General features: G+C 67.3%; 20 protein-coding genes. 10 read left to right on the forward strand and 10 right to left on the reverse strand.

What is annotated here, in order from left to right:
* The first annotated feature begins 18 nt into the window (after window positions 1-18).
* The 8 genes from AABQ55_RS24255 to AABQ55_RS24290 are packed head-to-tail and all read left to right on the forward strand — an operon-like array spanning window position 19 to window position 9,298.
* A complete protein-coding gene (locus AABQ55_RS24255) occupies window positions 19-945 on the forward strand; it encodes a hydroxymethylglutaryl-CoA lyase (RefSeq protein ID WP_272807640.1) in 927 nt (308 codons plus the stop codon).
* 8 nt (window positions 946-953) lie between these two features.
* Window positions 954-1,700 carry an enoyl-CoA hydratase/isomerase family protein gene (locus AABQ55_RS24260; protein WP_272807639.1) on the forward strand — a complete coding sequence of 249 codons (747 nt, stop codon included), beginning with the start codon at window positions 954-956 and terminating at the stop codon, window positions 1,698-1,700.
* Window positions 1,700-2,887 carry a CaiB/BaiF CoA transferase family protein gene (locus AABQ55_RS24265; protein ID WP_272807638.1) on the forward strand — a complete coding sequence of 396 codons (1,188 nt, stop codon included), beginning with the start codon at window positions 1,700-1,702 and terminating at the stop codon, window positions 2,885-2,887. Before AABQ55_RS24260 ends, AABQ55_RS24265 begins: the two co-directional genes overlap by 1 nt.
* Window positions 2,887-3,666, forward strand: a complete 780-nt coding sequence (locus AABQ55_RS24270; protein ID WP_272807637.1) for an enoyl-CoA hydratase/isomerase family protein — start codon at window positions 2,887-2,889, stop codon at window positions 3,664-3,666. The genes AABQ55_RS24265 and AABQ55_RS24270 overlap by 1 nt, the downstream gene beginning before the upstream one ends.
* The gene (locus AABQ55_RS24275) at window positions 3,656-5,278 is read left to right on the forward strand and encodes a class I adenylate-forming enzyme family protein (RefSeq protein WP_272807636.1); all 1,623 of its coding nucleotides are present in this window, start codon (window positions 3,656-3,658) and stop codon (window positions 5,276-5,278) included. The genes AABQ55_RS24270 and AABQ55_RS24275 overlap by 11 nt, the downstream gene beginning before the upstream one ends.
* A 4-nt stretch (window positions 5,279-5,282) precedes the next feature.
* A complete protein-coding gene (locus tag AABQ55_RS24280; protein WP_272807635.1) occupies window positions 5,283-6,290 on the forward strand; it encodes an NAD(P)H-dependent flavin oxidoreductase in 1,008 nt (335 codons plus the stop codon).
* Window positions 6,280-7,710 carry an NAD-dependent succinate-semialdehyde dehydrogenase gene (locus tag AABQ55_RS24285; RefSeq protein ID WP_272807634.1) on the forward strand — a complete coding sequence of 477 codons (1,431 nt, stop codon included), beginning with the start codon at window positions 6,280-6,282 and terminating at the stop codon, window positions 7,708-7,710. The genes AABQ55_RS24280 and AABQ55_RS24285 overlap by 11 nt, the downstream gene beginning before the upstream one ends.
* A gap of 7 nt (window positions 7,711-7,717) precedes the next feature.
* The gene (locus AABQ55_RS24290; protein WP_272807633.1) at window positions 7,718-9,298 is read left to right on the forward strand and encodes a GMC family oxidoreductase; all 1,581 of its coding nucleotides are present in this window, start codon (window positions 7,718-7,720) and stop codon (window positions 9,296-9,298) included.
* A 12-nt stretch (window positions 9,299-9,310) separates the two neighbouring features.
* Here AABQ55_RS24290 and AABQ55_RS24295 read toward each other — a convergent pair whose 3' ends face one another.
* The 7 genes from AABQ55_RS24295 to AABQ55_RS24325 all read right to left on the reverse strand — a co-directional run bounded on the left by AABQ55_RS24295 (window position 9,311) and on the right by AABQ55_RS24325 (window position 16,738).
* Window positions 9,311-10,069, reverse strand: a complete 759-nt coding sequence (locus tag AABQ55_RS24295) for an SDR family NAD(P)-dependent oxidoreductase (RefSeq protein ID WP_272807632.1) — start codon at window positions 10,067-10,069, stop codon at window positions 9,311-9,313.
* A gap of 27 nt (window positions 10,070-10,096) precedes the next feature.
* Window positions 10,097-11,851, reverse strand: coding sequence for a thiamine pyrophosphate-binding protein (locus AABQ55_RS24300; protein WP_272807631.1), 1,755 nt, complete (start codon window positions 11,849-11,851; stop codon window positions 10,097-10,099).
* 37 nt (window positions 11,852-11,888) lie between these two features.
* Window positions 11,889-13,166 (reverse strand): NAD(P)/FAD-dependent oxidoreductase, encoded by a 1,278-nt coding sequence (locus AABQ55_RS24305; protein ID WP_272807630.1) that lies wholly within the window; start codon window positions 13,164-13,166, stop codon window positions 11,889-11,891.
* 94 nt (window positions 13,167-13,260) lie between these two features.
* Entirely contained in the window at window positions 13,261-14,382 is a 1,122-nt protein-coding gene (locus tag AABQ55_RS24310; protein ID WP_272807629.1) for an enolase C-terminal domain-like protein, read from the reverse strand.
* A 24-nt stretch (window positions 14,383-14,406) separates the two neighbouring features.
* Window positions 14,407-15,183 (reverse strand): amino acid ABC transporter ATP-binding protein, encoded by a 777-nt coding sequence (locus tag AABQ55_RS24315; protein WP_272807628.1) that lies wholly within the window; start codon window positions 15,181-15,183, stop codon window positions 14,407-14,409.
* Entirely contained in the window at window positions 15,180-15,839 is a 660-nt protein-coding gene (locus AABQ55_RS24320) for an amino acid ABC transporter permease (protein WP_272807627.1), read from the reverse strand. Before AABQ55_RS24320 ends, AABQ55_RS24315 begins: the two co-directional genes overlap by 4 nt.
* 65 nt (window positions 15,840-15,904) lie before the next feature.
* A complete protein-coding gene (locus tag AABQ55_RS24325) occupies window positions 15,905-16,738 on the reverse strand; it encodes a transporter substrate-binding domain-containing protein (protein ID WP_272807626.1) in 834 nt (277 codons plus the stop codon).
* A 229-nt stretch (window positions 16,739-16,967) separates the two neighbouring features.
* Between AABQ55_RS24325 and AABQ55_RS24330 the strand changes: the two genes are divergently transcribed.
* Window positions 16,968-17,822, forward strand: a complete 855-nt coding sequence (locus AABQ55_RS24330) for a LysR substrate-binding domain-containing protein (RefSeq protein ID WP_338341912.1) — start codon at window positions 16,968-16,970, stop codon at window positions 17,820-17,822.
* Window positions 17,823-17,906: 84 nt separating this feature from the next.
* Here the strand turns inward: AABQ55_RS24330 and AABQ55_RS24335 are convergent, their stop codons facing one another.
* A complete protein-coding gene (locus AABQ55_RS24335) occupies window positions 17,907-18,878 on the reverse strand; it encodes a helix-turn-helix transcriptional regulator (RefSeq protein ID WP_272807624.1) in 972 nt (323 codons plus the stop codon).
* Between the two features lie 125 nt (window positions 18,879-19,003).
* On the opposite strand from AABQ55_RS24335, the gene AABQ55_RS24340 reads away from it, so the two are divergent.
* Window positions 19,004-19,480: a RidA family protein gene (locus tag AABQ55_RS24340; RefSeq protein ID WP_272807623.1), complete on the forward strand. Its 477-nt coding sequence runs from the start codon at window positions 19,004-19,006 to the stop codon at window positions 19,478-19,480.
* A 57-nt stretch (window positions 19,481-19,537) separates the two neighbouring features.
* Here AABQ55_RS24340 and AABQ55_RS24345 read toward each other — a convergent pair whose 3' ends face one another.
* Both AABQ55_RS24345 and AABQ55_RS24350 read right to left on the reverse strand, forming a co-directional pair.
* On the reverse strand, window positions 19,538-20,839 hold the full coding sequence (locus AABQ55_RS24345; protein WP_338341913.1) for an amidase: 1,302 nt from the start codon (window positions 20,837-20,839) through the stop codon (window positions 19,538-19,540).
* Window positions 20,827-21,993 carry a substrate-binding protein gene (locus AABQ55_RS24350; protein ID WP_272807621.1) on the reverse strand — a complete coding sequence of 389 codons (1,167 nt, stop codon included), beginning with the start codon at window positions 21,991-21,993 and terminating at the stop codon, window positions 20,827-20,829. Before AABQ55_RS24350 ends, AABQ55_RS24345 begins: the two co-directional genes overlap by 13 nt.
* Window positions 21,994-22,024: the final 31 nt, after the last annotated feature.

A 22,024-nucleotide genomic window follows, 5' to 3' on the forward strand; every position in this document is an offset into this window, starting at 1 on the left:
GAAACCGGGAGGATCGAGATGTCGGAGGCGCTGACAATCTGCGAGTGCTTTGCAAGGGACGGCTTGCAGCACGAAACGACGGACCTTTCCACGCAAACCAAGATTGCCCTGATCGACGCCATTTCCGAAGCCGGCTTCCCGCGCGTGGAAGCGACGAGCTACAGCAGCCCCCGCCATGTGCCGGTTTTCGCCGATGCCAGCGACGTGCTGGCCGGCATCCGCCGCCGGCCGGGCACGGCCTACAAGGCGACCTGTCCCAACCTTCATGCCGTCAGACGGGCGATCGGGGATCGCGAAGCCGGCCATGGACCGGAGGAGATAAGCCTGCTCGTGTCGGCGACACAGGCGCACACCGAGAAGAACTTGCGCACGACGCGCGAGCAGCAATGGCGCAACATTGCCGAGATGGTCGCGCTGGCGGATGGCGGGTTCCGCCTGATCGGCGTGATCTCCATGGCGCTCGGCTGCCCCTTCGAAGGCCGGGTCGACCCGGCATCCGTCATCGGCGACCTGAAGGCCTTCTCCGACCTCGGCGTGCGCCACGTCTCCATCTGCGACACGACCGGCCACGGCACGCCCGGCAGCGTGCGCCGCCTCTTTGCCCGCGCCATGGCCGAGGTGCCCGACGTCACGCCCATCGCCCATTTCCACGACACGCGCGGCACCGGCATCGCCAATTGCATGGCCGCCTACGAGGTCGGCTGCCGCTGGTTCGACAGCGCGATCGGCGGCGTCGGCGGCCATCCCGCCCAGATCCGCTATGGCGGCGGTTATACCGGCAATGTGGCGACGGAAGATCTCGTCAATCTCTTCGAGGCCGAGGGCATTGCGACCGGCATCGACATCGACAGGCTCCAGGCCGCCTCGCTGCAATGCGAGCAGGCGCTTGGGCGCGAGTTGCAGAGCAAGGTGGCGCGCACCGGTTTCGGCCATCTGGCAGCGTAGGATTTCTCATGACACAGACTGACGCTTCACCGATCCTCATCAGCGAAGACCGCGGCCCGGTCCGCATCCTCTCGCTCAACCGGCCCGACAAGCTGAATGCCCTCGACACGGCCCTGACGCAGGCGCTGCATGACGCGCTGCTCGCCGCGGACGCCGACGAGGCCGTGCGGGCGATCGTGCTGACGGGGACGGGACGGGCCTTTTGCGCGGGAGCGGACCTTGCGGAGTTCTCCACCCTGACGCCGGCCAACCAGGACCTCGTGGAAAAGCGCGCCGACCTCACCTGCCGGACCCAGGCGATGATGCAGCGCCTTTCCAAACCGGTCGTTTCGGCCGTGCGCGGCGCGGCCGTCGGCGGCGGCGCCGGACTGGCGATCGGTTGCGACATGATGGTCGCCGGCACCGACCTGAAATTCGGCTATCCCGAGCTGAAGCATTCCATCGTGCCGGCATTGGTGATGACCGGCCTGCAACGCTCGCTCGGCCGCAAGGCGGCCTTCGAGATGGTCAGCCTCGGCCGCCTCATCGAGGCCGAGGAGGCACGCGCCCTCGGCCTCGTCAACCGGATCGTCGCGCCGGAGGCGGTCGTCGAGGCGGCGCTGGAGATCGCCGGTCAATGGGTGGCCGCGCATCCGAAGGCGATGGCCGCCGTCAAGTCGCTGTACTATCGCGTCGCCGACCTCCCCTTTGACGAGGCGATGGCGGCCGGGCGCACCGTCAACACGCAGATGCGCAGCTTCCGGGAGGAGTGCTGATGAAGCCGCTGGAAGGCATCCGCATCCTCGACTTTTCCCGCGTGCTCGCCGGCCCCATGGCGACGCAGATCCTCGCCGAGCTCGGCGCGGAGGTGACGAAGGTCGAGCGGCCGGGCACGGGCGATGAATCCCGCCTGTTCGAGCCCCGGCTGCCCCGCGGCGAAAGCGCCTATTTCTTCGCGTTCAACCGCGCCAAGCGCTCCATGACGCTGAACCTGAAATCGCCGGAAGGACAGGAGATCGCCGCCAGGCTGGCGGAGACGCACGACGTCGTTGTGGAGAACTTCCTGCCCGGCGAGATGGACCGCTTCAATCTCGGCTACGACGTGCTCTCCCGCCGCAATCCCGGCCTCGTCTATGTCTCCAATACCGGCTTCGGGCAGACCGGACCCTATCGCCTGCGCAATGGCTACGACACGATCTTCCAGGCGCTCTCCGGTATCATGCATCTCACCGGCCATCCCGACGCGCCGCCCGCCAAGGCCGGCATTCCGGTCTCGGACATGACCTCCGGCCTGTGGATCGCGATCGCGATCCTTACGGGACTGGTCGGGCGCGGGCGCAGCGGCCGGGGATGCCATGTCGACCTGTCTATGATGGATGTCCAGACGAGCCTCCTGGCGCTTGCCGCCGCCCGCCTCTTCGCGCTGGGCGAGGATATCGGCCGCTCGGGAACGGAGCATCCGGGCCGTGTTCCCTCCGCGGCGTTCCAGTGCGCCGACGGCACATGGCTGCATATCAGCGGCAGCGACCAGCACTGGGACGATATCTGCGGGGTCCTCGGCCTCGACGATCTTTCCGCCGACGCGGCCTTGAAGAAGAACGCCGCCCGCGTCGACGCCCGCGAACGGGTGATGGCGGGCATGCGGCAGGCGATCGCGCAGTGCGAACGCGGACCGCTCGCCGAGGCGCTGAGAGACCGCGGCGTGCCGGCCGGCGAGGTGAACACGGTCCGCGAGATCCTGAGCGATCCCCACAGCGAGGCCCGCGGCGTGGTCGGCACGTTCGACCACCCGGAGGAGGGCACCGTCCGCGCCTTGCGCACGCCGCTGCGCTTTGCGGGTTACGAGGATCCCGCCATCGGCTGCCCGCCGCCGCTCGGTGCGGACACGGCGGCGCTGCTTGCCGGGGAACTGGGCATGCCGGCCGAGACCATAGACCGGCTGAGGAATGAGGGAGTGATCTGATGAGCAAAGCGAAACCCCCGGTTCTCCTGCGGCGCGAGGAGGGTGTCGCCCATGTGGTCCTCGACCGCGCGGAAGCGCGCAACGCCCTCAACCTGCCGATGTGCCTTGCCCTGAAGGAGATTTTCGAGGCGCTCGATGCCGATGCCGATATCCGCGCCGTCGTGCTTTCGGCAAACGGTCCCGTCTTCTGCGCCGGAGCGGACCTGAAGGAGCGCAACGGCCGGGACGAGGCCTGGGTGATCGCCCGGCGGCGCGCCTCCTTCGCCGCCTACGACGCCATTGCCCGCTGCCGCAAGCCGGTGGTCGCGGCAACGCAGGGACCCGTGGTCGGCTCCGGCGGCGAGATCCTGATGAGCTGCGACTTCGTCATCGCATCGGACAGGACGACCTTCCGCTTCCCCGAGCCGCAATGGGGCACGGTCGGCGCAACGCAGCGCCTGCAACGCACGATCGGCAAGATGCGGGCCAAGGAACTCCTGTTCACCGGCCGCACCATGCCGGTCGAGGAGGCCTACCAGCTTGGCCTCGTCGCCCGCATCGTGCCGGCGGAAGCCCTGGCCGAAACCATCGCCGGCATCGCCGAGGCGATCGCCGCCGCGCCGCCGCTTGCCATGGCGCTGACCAAGCAGGCGGTGGATCTCGGCAGCGAAACCGACCTCAACAACGGCATCCGCGTCGAAATGGCCGCGATCGAGCGTTGCCTGGCGGACGGCGGCTGGCGCGACGGCCTGAACCGCTTCGCAAACAGCGTCGGAGGCAAGGAAAACCATGATCTCTGACCATGCCGCGCCCTTCGACATCGACGCGCTCTGCGCAACGACGATCTCCGCCGCACTGGCACGGGCCGCAACGCTTGCCGGCGATGTCGAGGCCGTCGTGGCGGCGGACGGGCGGCTGACCTATGCCGCGCTCGCCGCGGAGGTCGCACGCATCCGCGACGGACTGGCGGCGCAGGGCGTGAGGAAGGGCGAGCACATCGGCCTTTGCCTCGGCAATTCCACGCGCTGGGTGGCGATCTTTCTGGCGATCGGCTCGCTCGGCGCGGTGACCGTGCCGATCAACACCCGTTTCGTCGCCGCCGAGATGGCCTATGCGCTTTCCCAGTCGAAGGTCTCGCGCCTCATCCTGTGCGACCGGTTCCTCAAGATCGATTTCATCGGCCTGCTGCGGCAGATCGACCCCGCGCTCACCGACCGGCTGCCCGCCCCCGCCCTTCCGGATCTCAGGCAACTGATCGTCATCGGAGACAACGTGCCGCCCGCGGCCCTCGCCTGGGAGGCCCTGCTTGCAAGCGGCGCCTCGCCCGCGCAGGCACAGGGCGAGGCCAACGACCCGCTGCTCATCCAGTATACGTCCGGCACCACATCCTTTCCGAAAGGCGTTCTCCTGACCCAGCGCAGCATGCTGGGCAACGCCTTCGTCTCCGGTCATCGCATGGGCCTTCGCGTCGGCGACCGGTTCCATAGCGCCCGGCCGTTCTTCCACGTCGCGGGCACGACGCTCTCCATCCTCTCCTGCCTCCAGCACATGGCGACGCTCGTCTCCATGGACCGGTTCGAACCGGGTGAGGCGCTGCGCCTCATGGAGGCCGAGCGCTGCACGCATTTTTCCGGCAACGACACGATGGCGCTGATGCTGCTCAGCCATCCCGAGCGCCAGGCGCGCCGCCTCGTTCTGCGCGGCGCCTGGCTCGCCGCCTCGCCGACCATCGTCGCCCGCGTCATCGACGAGCTCGGCGCAGGCGAATGCGTCATCGGCTACGGGCTTTCGGAAGCCGCACCGAACGTCGCGCAATCCTCCTGGTGGGAGCCGGAGGCCGTCCGCATATCCGCCGCCATGCGGCCGCAACCGGGCATCGACGTCCGCATCCTGAAGGAAGACGGCGAGGATGCCGCCTGCGGCGAATCGGGGGAAATCCTCGTGCGCGGCTGGAGTGTCATGCGGGAGTATTTCGACAAGCCCGCCGAAACGCGGGCCGCGCTCTCGGCCGACGGCTGGCTGTCCACCGGCGATCTCGGCGCGCTGGACGAGAACGGCAGGCTGACCTTCCTCGGCCGCGCCAAGGAGATCGTACGCGTCGGCGGCGAGAACGTTTCGCCGGCCGACGTGGAGAACGTCCTGCATCGCCATGCGGCGATCCGCCAGGCGGCGGTGGTCGGCGTGCCGGACGAACGCCTCGTCGAGGTGACCGGTGCCTTCGTCATCCTGAAGGAGGGCGCCAAGGCCGAACCGGCGGAGATCATGGACTGGGCGAAGGCCAACATGGCCGGCTTCAAGGTGCCGCGCCATGTCTGGATCGTCGAGAGCTTCGAAGCGATCGGCATGACGGCGAGTTCCAAGATCCAGAAGAAGCAGCTTGCCGAACATGCGCGCAAGCTGATCGGAGCGTGACCCCATGCGGATCGAAACCCCCATGCGGATCGAAACCGATGTGACGCGGCTCCTCGGCATCGACCTGCCGATCATCCAGGCCGGCATGTCATGGGCATCGTCCAACGCGGCCCTGCCGCTTGCCGTTTCGGCCGCCGGCGGTCTCGGCGTGATCGCCGCAGGTCCCATGTATGCACACGACCTCGCCGCGGCGATCGATGCGGTGCGGGCGGGCACGGACAGGCCGTTCGCCGTCAACCTGCCGCTCTATCGCAAGGGCGCCGACGAGATCATGGACCTCCTCGTCGAAAAGCGGGTGCCCGTGCTCATCGCCTCCCAGGGCGGGCCGAAGCGCTACCTCGAGCGGTTCAAGGCCATCGGCACTGTCTGCCTGCATGTGGTCGCCGGTGCGGAGCACGCGGCCAAGGCAGCGGCGGTCGGTGTCGACGGCCTGATCGCCGTCGGCGGGGAAGCCGGCGGCCATCCTCCGCCGGATCTCGTCTCCACGCTCGTTCTCGGCCGTGCGATCGTAAGGGCCGTGCCCGGCGTGCCGCTCATCCTCAGCGGCGGCTTTGCCGATGGATACGGCCTTGCCGCCGCCCTGGCGCTGGGGGCCGGCGCGGCGCAGTTCGGCACGCGCTTCATGCTGTCCTGCGAGGCACGCCTGCACGCCGCCTACAGCCGGCGCCTGCTGTCCGCCTCCGTCACCGACACGATGGTGGTCGGCCATGGCATCGGCATGATCCGCATCCTGCGCAACGACTTTGGCGAACGGATGGGGGCGGCGGAAGCGGAAGGACGGCAATTGGAGGAGCGCAAGGCGCTCTTCGCCGCCGCCTCGCTCAAGGCCGCGGCCTTCGACGGCGATGTCGAGAACGGCAAGGTCGAGGCCGGCCAGAGCGCAGGCCTCGTCAACGACATCCTACCGGCGGCGGACATCGTCGCCGCCATCGCGCGGGACTATGCGGCGGCGCTCGCCGCCCTGCCCCGCCCCATGACACGCTCTCATGAAGGACTGAGCCATGCTGGATAAACCGCTTCTCATCAACGGCGAATGGCGCGCGCCCGCCGGCAACCGATCGGCCGGGGTTCACAATCCGGCAACCGGCGAGCTGATCGCGCAACTGGCCTTGTGCGAACGCGCCGATCTCGACGCGGCGCTGGAAGCGGCGCAGCAGGGTTTCGAAACCTGGCGCAGGACCACCGCCCTCGACCGCGCGAAGATCCTGCACAAGGCGGCCGCCCTCGTGCGAGAGCGTGCCGAAACCATGGCGCAGCTCATGTCCCGGGAGCAGGGAAAGCCGATCGCCGAGGCGCGCGGCGAGGCGAATGCCGCCGCCGAGCACATCGAATGGCATGCCGAGGAGGGCCGGCGCGCCTATGGCCGCGTCATCCCCGCGCGCGTGCCGGGCGCACGCCAGGTCGTCCTGCGCGAGCCCGTGGGCCCGGTCGCCGCGTTCACCCCCTGGAACTTCCCGATCAACCAGCTCGTGCGCAAGGTCTCCGCCGCGCTCGCCAGCGGGTGCTCGATCATCGCCAAGCCGCCGGAGGAGGCGCCGTCCGCCTGTATCGCGCTTGCCCGCGCCTTCCAGGATGCCGGCCTGCCGCCGGGCGTGCTCGGCATCGTCTTCGGCCCGGCCGCCGAGGTTTCCGAGCACCTCATCGCCTCGCCGGTCATCCGCAAGATCTCGTTCACCGGTTCCGTTCCGGTCGGCAAGAAGCTCGGGGCGATGGCCGCGGCCGGGGTCAAGCGCGCGACGATGGAGCTCGGCGGCCATGCGCCCTACATCGTCGCGAAGGACGCGGATGTCGAGGCCGCCGTCAAGCTCGGCCTGATGCTGAAATACCGCAATGCCGGCCAGGTCTGCGCCGCGCCCACCCGCTTCTATATCGAGGAAGACGTCTACGACGCCTTCCGGTCGGGCTTCATGGCCGGTGCGCGCGCCATCAAGGTCGGCGACGGCCTGTCGGACGGCGTGCAGATGGGCCCGCTCACGCACGCCCGGCGGCTCGATGCGATGGCGCGCTTCGTGGACGACGCCGTCTCGCATGGCGCCCGGCTGGACTGCGGCGGCAAGCGCATCGGCAACAGCGGCTATTTCTTCGAGCCGACGGTGCTCGGCGACGTACCGGAAGACGCAGCGGTCATGAATGACGAGCCGTTCGGTCCGCTTGCGGCGCTCGTGCCCGTCTCCGACATCGACGAGGCGATCCGGCGCTCCAACCGCCTGCCCTTCGGCCTCGCCGCCTTCGGCTTCACGCGCTCGCTGGCGACGGCCGACCGGTTTTCGACCGAGCTTGAAGCCGGCATGGTCTCGATCAACCATTTCGGCATCGCCGCCGCGGAAACGCCCTTCGGTGGCCTCAAGGAGAGCGGCTACGGCAGCGAGGGCGGCAGCGAAACGCTCGACGCCTACCTGACGACGAAGTTCGTCAGCCATATTGGCCTGTGAGCGCCCGATGAAAAGCTACGACTACATCATCGCCGGCGGCGGCTCGTCCGGCTGCGTTCTCGCAAACCGGCTCGTGACGGCAGGCAAGAGCGTCCTGCTTCTCGAAGCCGGGCCTGCCGACAACACCCCCTATATCCACATCCCCGCCACCTTCGTGAAGGTTCTCGGCACCCGGCGGACTTTTATGTACGCCACCGAGCCGGAGCCGGGCGCCAACAACCGGGTCCTGCTCGTGCCGCAAGGCAGGACGCTTGGCGGCGGCTCGTCCGTCAACGCGATGATCTACATTCGCGGCCAGGCCGAGGACTATGACACCTGGCGGGACCTCGGCTGCGAGGGCTGGGGATACGAGGATGTCCTGCCGGTCTTCCGCCGTTCGGAGGACAACGAGGTTCTCGCCGACGATTATCACGGCACCGGCGGTCCCCTGAAGGTCTCAGAGCCCCGCTTTCGCCACCCGATCAGCGCGGCCTTCGTCCGGGCCGCGCAGCAGGTCGGCCTTGCCTATTCGCACGATTTCAACGGCGCCCGGCAGGACGGCGTCGGCTTCTACCAGACGACGACGGTGAATGCCCGGCGCGGTTCCACGGCGGTGACCTACCTGAAGGCGGTGCGCCGCTCCCCTCTCCTGGAGATCAGCACGGAGAGCATCGCAACGAAGATCATCCTGGAGAACGGCGCGGCGGCCGGCCTTGCCTATCGCCGGCGGGACGGCAGCATTTTCGAGGCTCGGGCGAGAGAAGAGGTCATCCTTTGCGCCGGGGCGCTCGCCACGCCGAAAATCCTGATGCTGTCCGGCATCGGCCCGGGCGAGATGCTCGCGCGGCATGGCATCCCGGTCGTCCGCGACCTTCCGGGGGTCGGCGAGAACTTCCAGGACCATATCGCCGTCTCCGTCTACGGCATCACCGATCGGCCGATCTCGCTGAAGGACCAGGACAAGGGCCTCAAGGCCGTCGCAAACGGGCTTCGCTATCTGTTCGGGCGGTCCGGACTCTTGTCGTCGAATGTGGTGGAAAGCGGCGGTTTCATCGACACGGGGAGCTGCGGGCGGCCCGACATCCAGATCCACGTCACGCCGACCCTCGTGGGCGATGCCACCCGCGGCCAGATGGAGGGCCATGGCGTCTCGATCAATCCCTGCATCCTGCGTCCCGTCTCGCGCGGCAAGGTTTCGCTGCGCAGCAACCGGGTCGAGGATCCGATCCATTTCGTCGGCAACAACCTGGTCGCCCGGGAAGACGTCGATACCCTGGTGCGCGGCATCAGGCTCTCGCGCGAGATTCTCGCCGCTCCCGCCATGAAGGCCCTCGGCTTCCGGGAACTGGCACCCGGGGACGAGAAGTCGTCCGATGCGGATTTCGAGGCGCATGCGCGGGCCAATGCCAAGACCGTCTACCACCCGGCCGGCACCTGCAGGATGGGCCGCGACCGGCTGTCGGTCGTCGACAACCGGCTGCGGGTGCAGGGTATCCCGCGCCTGCGCATCGCCGACGCCTCGATCATGCCGACACTCGTGAGCGGCAACACGAATGCCCCCTGCATCATGATCGCGGAGCGCTGCGCCGACTTCCTGCTTTCAACGTGAAGAAAACCGCACCTATGGCAGCAGGAGGCCACCGTCGACATGCATGCTTTGCCCGGTGATGTGGCGGGCGTGGGGGGACAGGAGGAATGCGACAAGCGCGGCGATATCGGCATGTTCGCCGAGCGTTCCGTTGGGTGTCACGGCGCGCGCGCTTTCCATGGAGGCGGGGGTGATGGCCCTGTGGCCATCCCTCGCCTTGCGGACGAATCCCGGCACGACGCAGTTCACCGTCACGCCGTCCGGGGCGAGCTGCACGGCCAGCGACTTGGCAAGCGCCTCCAGCGCCGCCTTCGCCGCGCCGGTGGCCGGAAAGTGCATGCCGTTGGTGCCGAAGGCATGGGCAACGAAGGAGCTGATCGCCACGACACGGCCTTGCGGCGAGGCGCGCAGGTCCGCAAGGCCCGCCTTCACGAGATGGAAGAACGCCATCGGCATGGTCGCGAAGGCGGCCTGCAGGTCGTCCGCCTCCAGCGTCTCGAAGCGCGCCTGATGCGCCCGTCCGGCGTTGGAGACGATCTGGTCGAGCCTACCGAAGGCGCCGCGCGCGGCGTCCACCAGCCGCGCCGGCACGGCGGGATCACCGAGATCGCCCGTCTCCACGGCCACCCTCGCGCCCCTGCCGCGCGCCTCGTCGGCCACGGCCTGCAATCCTTCCCTATTGGTGCCCGTATGCAGCAGCAGCGCCACGCCCGGCCCGGCGATGTGCCGGACGATTTCCGCTCCGATACCGCCGGCCGCGCCCGTCACGAGGATTGTCGGTCCCTTTGCCATGGTGATCTCCCGTCGTTCGATTTTCCCTCAGGCGTAGCGGACGTCTTCCGCCTCGATGCTGAGCGGATCCTTGCCGCGCTTGGCCAGCCACGAATAGACCGGCGGAACGCGGTCGGCGATGGATTCGACATGGATGTCGATCAGGCAGGGACCATCCTTATAGGCGAAGGCCTCCGCAAGTGCCGCGTCGAGTTCGCGCGAATTCGTCGCGGTCCAGGCCTTGACGTCGAAGGCCTCGGCGATCGCTTGGCCGCGCGGCGGCAGGAAGTCGACGCCGAAGCACTGGTTGTGCCCCCTGAGGCGATGAAGGCCCTTGATCCAGCCGAAGGTGCCGTTGTTGAACAGCAGCAGGATCGCCGGCACCTGGAGACGGACCAGCGTTTCCAGCTCGCCCACGGACATGCCGAAGGAGCCGTCGCCGAACATGCCGATCGGCCGGCGCTCCTTGTCGGCGAACCACGCGCCGATGGTGGCCGGCAGCGCCGAGCCGAGGCCGCCGAAGGCACGCGGAATGGCAAAGCGGGTGCGCCGGTCCTTCAGCTTGAGGAAACGCGTCATATGCGGCGTCGGCGTGCCGGCGTCGGAATAGATGTGCGCCGGCTTGCCATAGGCCTCCAGCGCCTCGTTGAAGCAGCGCACGGCCCGTTCGGGGCGCAGCGGCGCGGCTTCCGAGCCGAGCAGGGTCTCGGCATTCTCCCAGAAGTCCGCCCGCAGCGCATTGAGTTCGTTCACCCAGTCCTGCGTACGCGCCGCGTCGTTGTCGGCGGGCGCCATGTCGATCAGCCGTTGCAGGACGAGCCGCGCGTCGCCCTGTACGGAGACGGCGTTCTCGTAGTTGTTCGCCATGATCTCCGGATCGATGTCGATCTGGGCGACGCGCTTGTTGAGCGTGATCTTCGGGAAGGTCCAGCCGATCGTCACGACCGAGCCCATGCGCGAGCCGACGAAGAGCACGAAATCCGCGTGTTCCAGCGCCCAGTTGGCATGGGGATGGAAGCCGTTGTCGCCGATGACGCCGACCGCGAGGCGGTGATCGTCCGGCATCGTGCCCTGCCCCGTCATCGTCGTGCAGACGGGGATGTTGAGGCGCTCGGCAAGGGCGGTGACTTCCGGGCCCGCGCAGGAGCGGTTGACGCCGCCGCCGGACACGATGAGCGGACGCTTGCTGGTCATGAGCAGCGACAGCACGCTGTCGAGCTTGTCGGCGGGCGGCAGGGTCGGATAGGCCGGGAAGGTCGCGCATTCGGTTTCCACATGCAGGGAAACGCGTGCCGGATCGACCTCGGCGAGCAGCATGTCTTCCGGGATCTGCAGATGGACCGCGCCGGGCTTGCCCGAGCAGGCGGCGCGGAAGGCGCGGCGGATGATCTCGGGCAGCTTTTCCGGCGACTTCACCTGCACGGACATCTTGGTGACCGGATCGAAGAGCCGGGCGCAATCCAGCTCCGTCAACACGCCGCGCCCTTCGCCGGGCAGCGGAATGTCGATCGTCAGGAGGATGACCGGCACCGAGGACATGTTGGATTCGGCAACCGGGGGCAGGGAATACATGGCGCCCGCGCCCGACGGGCACTCGAAGACGCCCGGCCGGTTGGTGAAGCGCCCGTAGGCATCCGCCATGTAGCCGGCGGACCGCTCGTCGCGGGCCATGACATGGCGGATACTGCCCTCGCGCTGCTGCAACGCTTCGTAGAAGGGAACGTTGGTGTCTCCGGGCACGCCGAAGACGACCTCGACGCCATAGCCTATGAGCATGTCCACAAGGATGTCTGCTCCGCGCATTGCTTTCTCCTGTACTCGTCTGTTCGAAATCGTCGATCTAAGCCCGGCCGAAGCGCCGGGGCGAAAAGGGGGCGAGGTCTCGGCAGCAGGGCCTGCCGCCGATCTGGTCCGCGATCATGCGGCCGGTGACGGGGCCGCTGGCAAAGCCCACATGGCCGTGGCCGAAGGCATGAAGGACATCCGGCGAACGGGTGGACGGGCCGATCACCGGCAGGCCGTCCGGCGTGGAGGGCCGATGCCCCATCCACCGGTCGAGGACGACATCCTCGCGGCCCTTGAGGGACGGATAGGTATGGCGCGCATGCGCGACGAGAATGTCGACGCGGCTCCAGTTCGGCGGCGTGTCGAGCGCGGCAAGCTCCACTTGGCCGGACAGGCGCAACCCGGCGAGCGTCGGCGTGTTGGCCATCTTGCCATCGCTCGGCATGATCGGATGGCGCGGCCCCGCCTGGTCCGATGCGACGATGCCGTGATAGCCGCGCTCGGTCTCGAGCGGAACGCGGTCACCCACCATGCGCGCAAGCGTTTTCGACCATGCCCCGCAGGCGATGACGGCGCGCTCGCAGGCGATCGCCCCGGCCTCCGTCCGTACGGCGGCGAGCCGCCCGCCCTCGACATCGAAGCCCGTCGCCTTCGCCCGGACGAGGCTTGCGCCGCGGCTCACGGTCAGCGCGACGATGGCGGCGACATAGGCGCCGGGATCGATGCAATGGGCCCCGTCTTCCGCCAGGACGCCGAACTGGTAATGAGGCGACAATCCGGGCTCGCGCGCTTCGAGTGCGCTCCGGTCGAGCTCCCGCCATGTGAGGCCCGTCATCCGGCGCAGGCGCCAGGCGAGCGCCTCGGCCTCGAAGGCTGCCCTGTCCGGATAGGCGTAGAGCAGGCCCTCCTGGAGAACGAGGTCGGGCCGGCCGATTTCGCCGGCCAGCGCACCGTGCCGCGAAGGGCTGTCCTTCAGGAGGGTTGCGAGCGCACGCGCCGTGCGCTCCACCCGCGTCACCGTCGCGCCGGCCAGCAGGAAGCGGGCGAGCCACGGCAGGAGCTTGAGGATGTACCGCCAGCGAATGACGAGCGGGCCGCACGGATTGAGGAGATAGCCGGGCACCTTCCTCCACAGGCCGGGCATCGACATCGGCACCACGGAGCCGGGGCTGATCCAGCATCCGTGGCCGTAGCTCGCCGCCTGCCGGCCGCCCGGCTCGCCGGCATCGACGATCGTCACCCGATGGCCGTCGCGGACGAGCTCGAGCGCGCAGCAGGCACCGACGATGCCCGCCCCGATCACGACCACATGCTTGGCAACTCCGCTTGGCATTTCCCGTCCTCGACAATCTGCACGACGCTCCCGCCACCGGCGCGCGATGCCGCGCCGGAAAGGAACGTCTCCGAATGATGTTTCGTGTTGCCCGCTATCGCTCGCAGAGGATGCGCGCGTTCTCGCGCAGCGATGCCTGCGAGACGATGACGCCGAGACCCGGCCCGTCCGGGACGACGACCTCGCCGTTGCGGTTCTCGATCTTCGCCTCCAGCACGTCCTCCGTGAGCACGTGATGGGGCATGTAGAATTCGCAGCCGAGCGAGACACCGGGCGTGGCGGCGATGAACTGGGTTCCGGCGGCAAGCGCCACGCCCCCTTCCCAGAGCGTGCCGCCGTAGCCCGGCACATGCGCCAGGTCGGCGAGTGCCATCAGGGCCTGCGCGTTGAACAGGCCGCCGACCTTCATCAGCTTGACGGAAATCGCATCGGCGGCCTGAAGCCTGACGATCTCCATCAGGTCGCGGGCATCGAAGCAGCTTTCGTCGGCAAGGATCGGCGTGTCGAGATCGGCGGCGAAGGAGGCCATGGCCGCAAGGCATTCGCGCGGCACCGGCTGTTCGATGAAGGTGGGGCGGAACCGGTCGACGTCCCGCAGGACGGCGATGGCGCCGAAGGGTTCGAGCGCCTGGTTGTAGTCGAGGCGCAGGTCCACCGCGTCGCCGAAGGCGTTGCGGATCGCCTCCAGATGCCTGAGGTCGTCCCGGTGGGATTTCACCCCGGTCTTGACCTTGAAGAGCCGGTGCCCGTTCGGCACCATCTCCTTCATGCGCTCCATGTCCGCCTCGAAGCTCGGATCGGCGATCGAGAAGGAGAGCGGGATGGTGTCGCGCACGCGCCCGCCGAGGAGATCGGCGATCGACAGGCCGCAGGACTTGCCGAGGATGTCGAACACCGCGGTCTCGATGGCGAGCTTGGCCTCGCCATGGCCGACCAGCGCCTTCTTCATCTTCAGGCTGAGGGCGCGGATGCGGTCGACCGGGGCGCCGATCACCAGCGGCCGGAGATAGACGTCGATGGCGGCGAAGGCGGCTTCGGCCGTGCCGGTGAAGACCTCCCACGGCGCCGCCTCGCCCCAGCCGACGATGCCGGACGAGGAGGTGAGCTCCACCAGGACGCGCTTGACCGTTCCCTTGACGTCGCCGACACCCTGCTGCCGGGCCATCTTGATCGGGCTTTCGATCAGGAAGACCCGAAGTGCGCTGATTGTTTCCATGACCTGTGCCTCGTGCGGGTTGCGCTAGATCGCACCCTTGTGGAAGTGGCTGAGGAAGGTTTTCGTCGCCTCCATCCTCGGTGTATTGATGACCTCGCCCGCCGGCCCCTCCTCGACCACGTATCCGTCGCGCATGAAGACCACCCGGTCGGCGACGTCGCGGGCGAAGGCGATCTCATGGGTGACGATCACCATGGTCATGCCGTCGGCCGCCAGTTGCTGCATGGTCTGCAGCACCTCGCCGACGAGCTCGGGGTCGAGCGCGGAGGTGGCCTCGTCGAACAGCATGACGCTCGGCTCCATCGCCAGCGCCCGGGCGATCGCCACCCGCTGCTTCTGGCCGCCCGAAAGCGTCTGCGGGCGCTGGCTCGCCCGGTCGGCGAGGCCGACCTTCTCGAGCTGCGACATGCCGAGGTCGATCGCGGTCTTGCGGTCGAGCCTGCGTACATGGATGGGCGCTTCGATCACGTTCTCCAGAACCGTCATGTGCGGGAAGAGGTTGAAGTTCTGGAACACCATGCCGGTGCGCGAGCGGAAGGCGGCAAGCGGTTTCGTCCTGGGCCGTTCGGTCGACGCGCCGAACTGGAACGTGGTGTCCCCGACGCGGATGCGGCCGGCATCGGGCACGACCAGGAGGTTCATGCAGCGCAGCAGCGTCGATTTTCCCGATCCCGAGGGACCGAGGAGCGCGACCACGCCACCCGCCTTCACCTGGAGATTGATGTCCTTCAGCACCTCCAGGGGGCCGAAGGATTTGCGCAGGCCCGTGATGTCGATCATGGCGGTTTGGGAGGTCGTCATGTCTCTTCGCTCCTGCGCTCGCGCCAGCGGACGAACAAGGTCAGCGGGAAAAGGATGGCGAAATAGGCCGCGGCCACCGCCGTATAGGTCTCCAGCGGCCGGAAGCTGTCATGCGCCGCCATCTGCCCCTGATAGACGAGATCGGGAACCGCCAGAACGGAGACGAGCGAGGTGTTCTTGAACTGGAGGATCGACTGGTTCATCAGCGGCGGCACCATGCGCCGCAGCGCCTGCGGCAGGATGATCCGCCGCATGGCGAGCGCCGGCGTCATGCCCAGCGCCGAGGCGGCCTCGGACTGTCCGGCATCGATGGAGACGATGCCGCCGCGGATGATCTCCGCATAGAAGGCGCCGCCATAACACGACAGGGCGAGGAGCGAAGCCGTCACGGGCGTCATTTCGACGCCTGCCAGCATCGGCAGGGCATAGTAGCACCAGATCAGTTGCACGAGCACGGGCGTGCAGCGGAAGATTTCGATGAAGCCCAGCGAGATGCCACGCAATATGGCGAAGCGCGACAGGAGGCCGATCGCCGCCGCCAGGCCGACGATCAGGCCGCCGGCGATGATGGCGAGCGTGAAACTCACGGTGACGCCGAGACCCTGCAGGAAAATCCAGCGATAGTCCCACAGGATGGAAAAATCCCATTGATACATGATGCGAACCCGATCTTCGAAAATCCGATGCCGGCGAAGCCGAAGCTTCGCCGGATGAGGGAGGATCAGATCTCGAAATTGGGCGGGAAGTCGCTTTCCTTGACGCCGACGAGGCCCATGTTGCGCACGATCGCATCGCGGACGAAACCGCTCTCGCGGTTGGCGGTGATCCACTGGTCGACGAATTCCTTCCAGGAGCCGTCTTCTTCCCGGCGGAAGCCGGCATTGGAGGTGGTGAAGTCGGGCGGGGTCGGCATGACCAGATCACCGATCGCCGTATTTTTCGCACGCAGCGTCAGAGCCAGGATCAGGACGAGGCATTGCGCGTCGGCGCGGCCGGCCTGAAGGGCGGCCGTGGCGTCGCTCGCCGTCTTCAGCCGGGCGACCTCCGCCTTGGCGGCATGGCGCGAGACCGCCGCATCATGGGAGGAGCCGGCATCGACGGCGATGCGCATCTCGGGCTTGTCGAAGTCCTCCCAGGTCTTCGCCTCCAGCCCCTTGCGCGTGACCATGGTGAAGGCGTTGCGGAAGACGGGGCCGGAGAAATCGATCACCTTCTGGCGCTCGGGCGTGGGGTTCAGGCCGAAGAACACGTCCACCTTGTCGGCCTGCAGGTCGAGGACGGAGTTGCCCCAGGTGGTTTCGAGGATCGACAGCTTCAGGCCGAGGTCGTCCGCCAGCTTCTGGCAGATATCGACATAGAACCCGCGCCAGGAACCGTCCGCCAAACTCTTCTGGTAATAGGGCGCGCCGTCCGCGACGCCGCCGATGCGCAGGACGCCCGATGCCTTGACCCGCTCGAACGAGGTGTTCGCGCTGGCGCGCAGGGCGGGCAGCGAGGCCGCCGCGGAAATCGCGGCCAGCCCCAGGAATTTGTTGAAGTGTCTTCTGTTGATCATGGCATTCCCCTTTTTATGGAGTTTCAGCCGGCCCGTCCGGTTCGCACGGGCCACCTTGAACTTCCTGTTTGGATTATTCTGGAAAGAACCTGACGCATCCCGGGTCGGATGAAAATCATGGAAAAATTCTCTCTTGCATGAGTTTTAGTCATGATTGATAAAACGGGGCATGCGACGCTACCTCCCCTCCCTCTCCGCGCTCCACGCCTTCGAGGCGGCCGCGCGCTACATGAGCTTCACGCGGGCGGCGGAGGATCTCGGGCTGACCCAGAGCGGGATCAGCCGGCAGATCAGGAACCTGGAGAATTTTCTCGGGGTGCCGCTTTTCCACCGCTCCGGGCCGCGGCTGGTCCTGACCGAGGTGGGGGCCACCTACTATCGCGACCTTGCGCTGTCGCTCGACAGGCTGCAGGAAATCTCGATCGACGCGGTGCGGGGACGCAGCGTGGATTCCTCGCTGATGATCGGCACGCACTATACCTTGGCGTCTCGCTGGCTTCCCGAACGGCTGGGCTCCTTCATCGCGGCCCATCCGGACATACCGCTCGAGATCGCGCCGGCCCTTCCGAGCGTCGACTTCGAAACGACACGGCTCGATATCGCCATATTGCGCGGCGCGGGCACGTGGCTTCATGCGCGCGCCATCGAGCTGTTCACGGAGAAGCTTGCCGTCGTTTCCTCTCCCGGCCTGATCCCGCCGGGGACACGGCTCGATCCGCTCGAATTCTCGAAATTCCCGATGCTGCAGAATGCCAGTCGACCCAGCCTTTGGCTGCACTGGCTGCGGGTCGCCGGGCTCAGCTATAGCGGACGGATCCAGGGAACGCGGTTTTCCCATAACGACATGCTCATCAATGCCGCCGTCCATGGTGTCGGGATCGCGGTGATCCCGATCTCGTTCATCGAGCCTGAACTTGCCCAAGGCAAGCTGCATATGCCTTTCGGCGACGCCATCCCCTCGGGCGACTCGTACTTCGTGGTCTACCCGGAACGCAAAGCCCACCAGCCGAGCATCATTCTGTTTCGGGACTGGCTGGTGCGGCAGACACGAAAGTATGACCGGTATGGAGCATCGCGGAAATAGGGCGTTGCGCGAAGCCGCCGATCCGTCCGCCCCCATGGTCAGCCTGATGCTTGAGGCCCGGTCCGGAACGAGAGCGGCAAGGTCTTACCCCGGATCCTCACCGGCATAGACCTCCGCCAGAGTGCCGACGATCTCCGCCATTTTGGCGCGAAGCTCCGGCGGCCCGATCACTTCTGCGTCCGCTCCAAAGCGCAGGATCTCCATCGCGGCGTGAGCGATGGAACCGACCGAAAGGGTTACCCGTCGCCAGCCCCGCGCGTCGGCCTCCTCGGAAACAACGGCGCCGGTGCGGACATAGGGAGGCAGAAGCTCCTCCATCATGCCCATGGCCCAGGGCGACAGCCGGATTTCAGCGCGATTGGGATGAAGGTCCATCTCGTAACGCCTGATGCTCTCGGTCCAATATGCTTCGAGGTCGAACCCTTCCGGATAGTCAAAGCGTTCATCAAGCACCTCCATCTTCCCGACCCGGGAGAGGCGGAAGGTGCGGAAAGCGTTGTCGGCGCGAGCGGCCAGATACCAGGCGCCGCCTTTCAGGACGATTCCAAGAGGCTCGACGCGCCGCTCCCTGTCAGCCTTCCGGCTTTGGTAGCGCATGCGGATAGGACGCTGGTTCCACACGGCATCGGCAACGGCGGGCAGGTGGTCCAGGGCCTCGGCCTCGGCGAACCAGGCCGGCGCATCGAAGTGGAAACGCGCCCTCATCGCCCCGGATCGCATGTTCTCCGGCAAGGCGGCCAGAAGCTTTGTGCGCGCGCTCGCCGCAACGGCGCCCAACCCCAGATCAGCCGCCTGGCGCGTAAGGCCGGCCAGGAACAGCGCCTCGGCTTCGGTCGAGGACAAGCCGTTCAGGCGGACCCGGTAGCCCTCGAGCAGCCGATAGCCTCCGCTGCTGCCCTGCACGCTGTACACCGGAATTCCCGCTGCGCTGAGCGCATCCACATCTCGATAGATCGTGCGCAGCGAAACCTCGCACTCGGCGGCCAGCGCCTGGGCGGTGACATGTCCCTTCGCTTGCAGGGTCGTCAGAATGGACAGAAGGCGGCTTGCACGCATCGAAAAAGCGTAATCCAACCTGACAGAAATTGACAGGTATGGCCGCATAGAATGCGTCGTCGGCCACGAGCAGGCGACATGCCGATGCTCGCTCCGACCTGTCTTAGACCCCAAGGACCAAAATCATGCCACGTGCAACCAAGCATCTGCTCATTGGAGGGCTCATCATCATGGCAACCGGAATCTCCGCTGCGTCGGCCGCGAACGAGCTGACCATCGTCAACCCGCCGACCCTCGGCGACCCGACGCCGAACGGCTACAGCACGGCGGTCATCGTCCCTGCAGGCGCCAGGCTTGCCTATGTCTCCGGACAGGGCGGCCAGGACAGCACGGGGGCCTTGTCGCCCGACTTCGCGGCCCAGGTGAAACAAGCCTACGCAAATTTGCGCGCTGCCCTCGATGCGCTCGGGGCAAGGCCGGATCAGGTCGCCAAGCTCACCGTATTCGTGGTCGATCACGACATGGCGAAGCTTGGGGTGCTGACCCAGAGCGTTAAGGAAATGTTCGGTGAAGCGCTGCCGGCGCAGACCCTCGTTCCCGTTCCCAGGCTTGCGATCGACCCCATGCTTTTCGAGGTGGAAGCCGTGGTCGTCATGAACTAGCGGTCCTGCCGCGGGGCCGCGCAAGCGGCCCAAGCGGAGGGTTGATCGTCGCCTTCATCATACGCCGGTGCTGAAAGAGGGGCCGTCCTCCAGCAGCGCGAAAGTCGAGCGATCGGCGTCGCGGGCGGCAACGACCTGCAGGCTGCCGCCTGCGGCCGGCAGAGCCGCGGCGGGGTGGCCCGTGTGGTCGAAGAGGCAGGTCAGCCGCACCAATCCATAGGTGAAATCCCGTTCCGTCCCCCCGACCGTAAGGCTTTGCGCGTCTTTCGGCGCACGCGCCACCGCGGTCGTCGGGCTCACGATCACCGTGCCGTCCGCAAGGATTGCATCGACGGCGGCCCGCATCTGCTGGCGATCGCGGCAGGCAGCCAGATAAGCCGCCATGGTGATCGAATCCGCATGGTTGACGGCACCTTGCCCCTCGCGCGGCAGCTCGACGCCGGGCGCGACGACGCTGCGATAGAAGGCGGCCGTCTCGACGCAGAAGATCGTGCCGTGCACCGCCGCCACCCGATCGAGCGCGGGCAGGCGCGCCTCGGACACCGCGACACCCTTGCGCGTCAGCGCCGTCAGCGTCTGCCCGAAGGCTGCCTGCACGTCGCCATCGCACTCGGCGATCCAGGCCGGGTCGAAAGCGACACGGCGCGCGGCCGGGCGTGCCGGCATGTCGGGGTCTAGGGCCTCTGCCAGGAGCAGCAGGTCCTCGCCCGTGCGCGCCATCGGTCCGACGTGATCGAGCGAGGGCACGAGCGGCCATACGCCCGAAAGGGACCATCGGCCGGCGCTCGGCTTCAGGCCCGCCACGCCGCACAGCGCGGCCGGCACCCGGATGGAGCCTCCGGTATCGGTGCCGATCGCCGCATGGCAAAGCCCCGCCGCCAGCGCGGCACCCGAGCCGCCCGAAGAACCGCCGACGGAGAGCGCCGGGTCCGCAGGATGCACCACCTCGGCGGTCCGCACCCCGAAGGCGCCCGGATCGCTGATCGTCGTGCCGACGATCGTCGCGCCGAGCGCACGCAATCTCGCGGTGATCCAGCTGTCCTTTACCGCTCTCCGGTCGCGAAGGAAGCGCATGCCGGCACTCGCCAGTGCCGGCACGGTATCGATGTTTTCCTTCACCGCCACGCAGAGCCCGGCAAGCGGCCCGGGATCGCGGCCCGCCATCCTGGCGGCATCCGCGGCACGCGCCTCGGCGAGCGCCGTGCTTTCCAGCGCCTCGCGATAGGCATTGAGGCGGGGATTGTCCCGGGCGATGCCCGCCAGCATCGCCCGGGCCATCTCCTCGGCGCCTGCCGTGCCGGACAGGAAAGCGGCACGTGCCGCTTTCGCCGAGGTGAGGATGTCGTTCAAAGGGTGCATCCAGGCACGTCCGGGTCGATCTGGCCGAAGTTCTCGACGGTTTCCCAATGGCCGTCCGGCGTGCCGCGAGCGAGGATGGAGTTGGTGCGCAGGCAATTGTTGGCGGCGAAGTTGACCTTGCCCTGCGGCGCATCGAACTCCACCTCGCGCAATGCCTTGATGACCGCGTCGCTTTCCGTCGATCCGGCTTTCTCCACGGCGGCGGCATAGAGATGGACGCCGTCATAGGCCGCCTCGCCGATGGCGTTGATGGGCTTGTCCGCGCCGTACTTCTTCGCGAAGGCCTCCGTGAAGGTCTTGTTCCGCGGCGTGTCCAGCTTCATGAAGTAGGCCTGGTTGGACAGCGTGCCGGCCGTCAGTTCCGGATGCGCGAAGGAGAACAGCTCGTCCAGCGCATTCGAGAAGAGCTGCTGCTTGAAGCCGAAGGACTGGTACTGCTTCAGGGCCGTGATGACGTCGGCGCCCGCCACCATCATCCAGATGAAATCCGGATTGGCCGCCCGCGCACGGTCGAAGATCGGCGCGAAGTCCTGCGTGCCGAACGGGGCGAATTCCGCGCCGAGCAGCTTGCCGCCGAGCTTTTCGATCTCCGTTTTGATGACTTCCGTCGAGGCGCGCGGCCAGATGTAGTCGGAGCCGATGACATAGACGGTCTTGCCGGTGTTCTTCGTCAGCCAGCCGAGCGAGGGCACGATCTGCTGGTTCGGCACCTGCCCGGTCGAGAAGAAGCTCTTCTCGCAGACCCCGCCCTCGTAATAGGTCGAGTACATCAGGATATGGTTCGCCGGGCTGGTAACGGAGCGGGCGGCGACGTGCTCTAGCGAAGCGATCATGCCCATGGTCGCGACGACCTCGTCCTCGAACACCAGCTTGCGCGCCTTTTCGATGGCGCCGCGGGTGGTCGTCTGGTCGTCCTCGACGACATATTCGATCTTGCGGCCGCCGATGCCGTTGGCCGCGTTCAGCTCTTCCACCGCAAGCTCGAAGCAGTGGAGTTGCGTTTCGCCGAGAATGGTTTCAAGGCCGGTGAGGCCCGACAGGAAGCCGAGCTTGATCGTGTCGGCTGCACGCAGGATGGACGGCGCGCCGAGCGCCGAGACGGCGGCAATGCCGGCAAGGCCCTGGAGCGTGCGGCGGCGGGTGATAAGCGTCATTTCAGTTCCCCTTTTGGTTCGCCTTGATGCA

It is taken from the genome of Shinella sp. WSD5-1, assembly GCF_963942435.1.
Lineage (GTDB): Bacteria > Pseudomonadota > Alphaproteobacteria > Rhizobiales > Rhizobiaceae > Shinella > Shinella yambaruensis.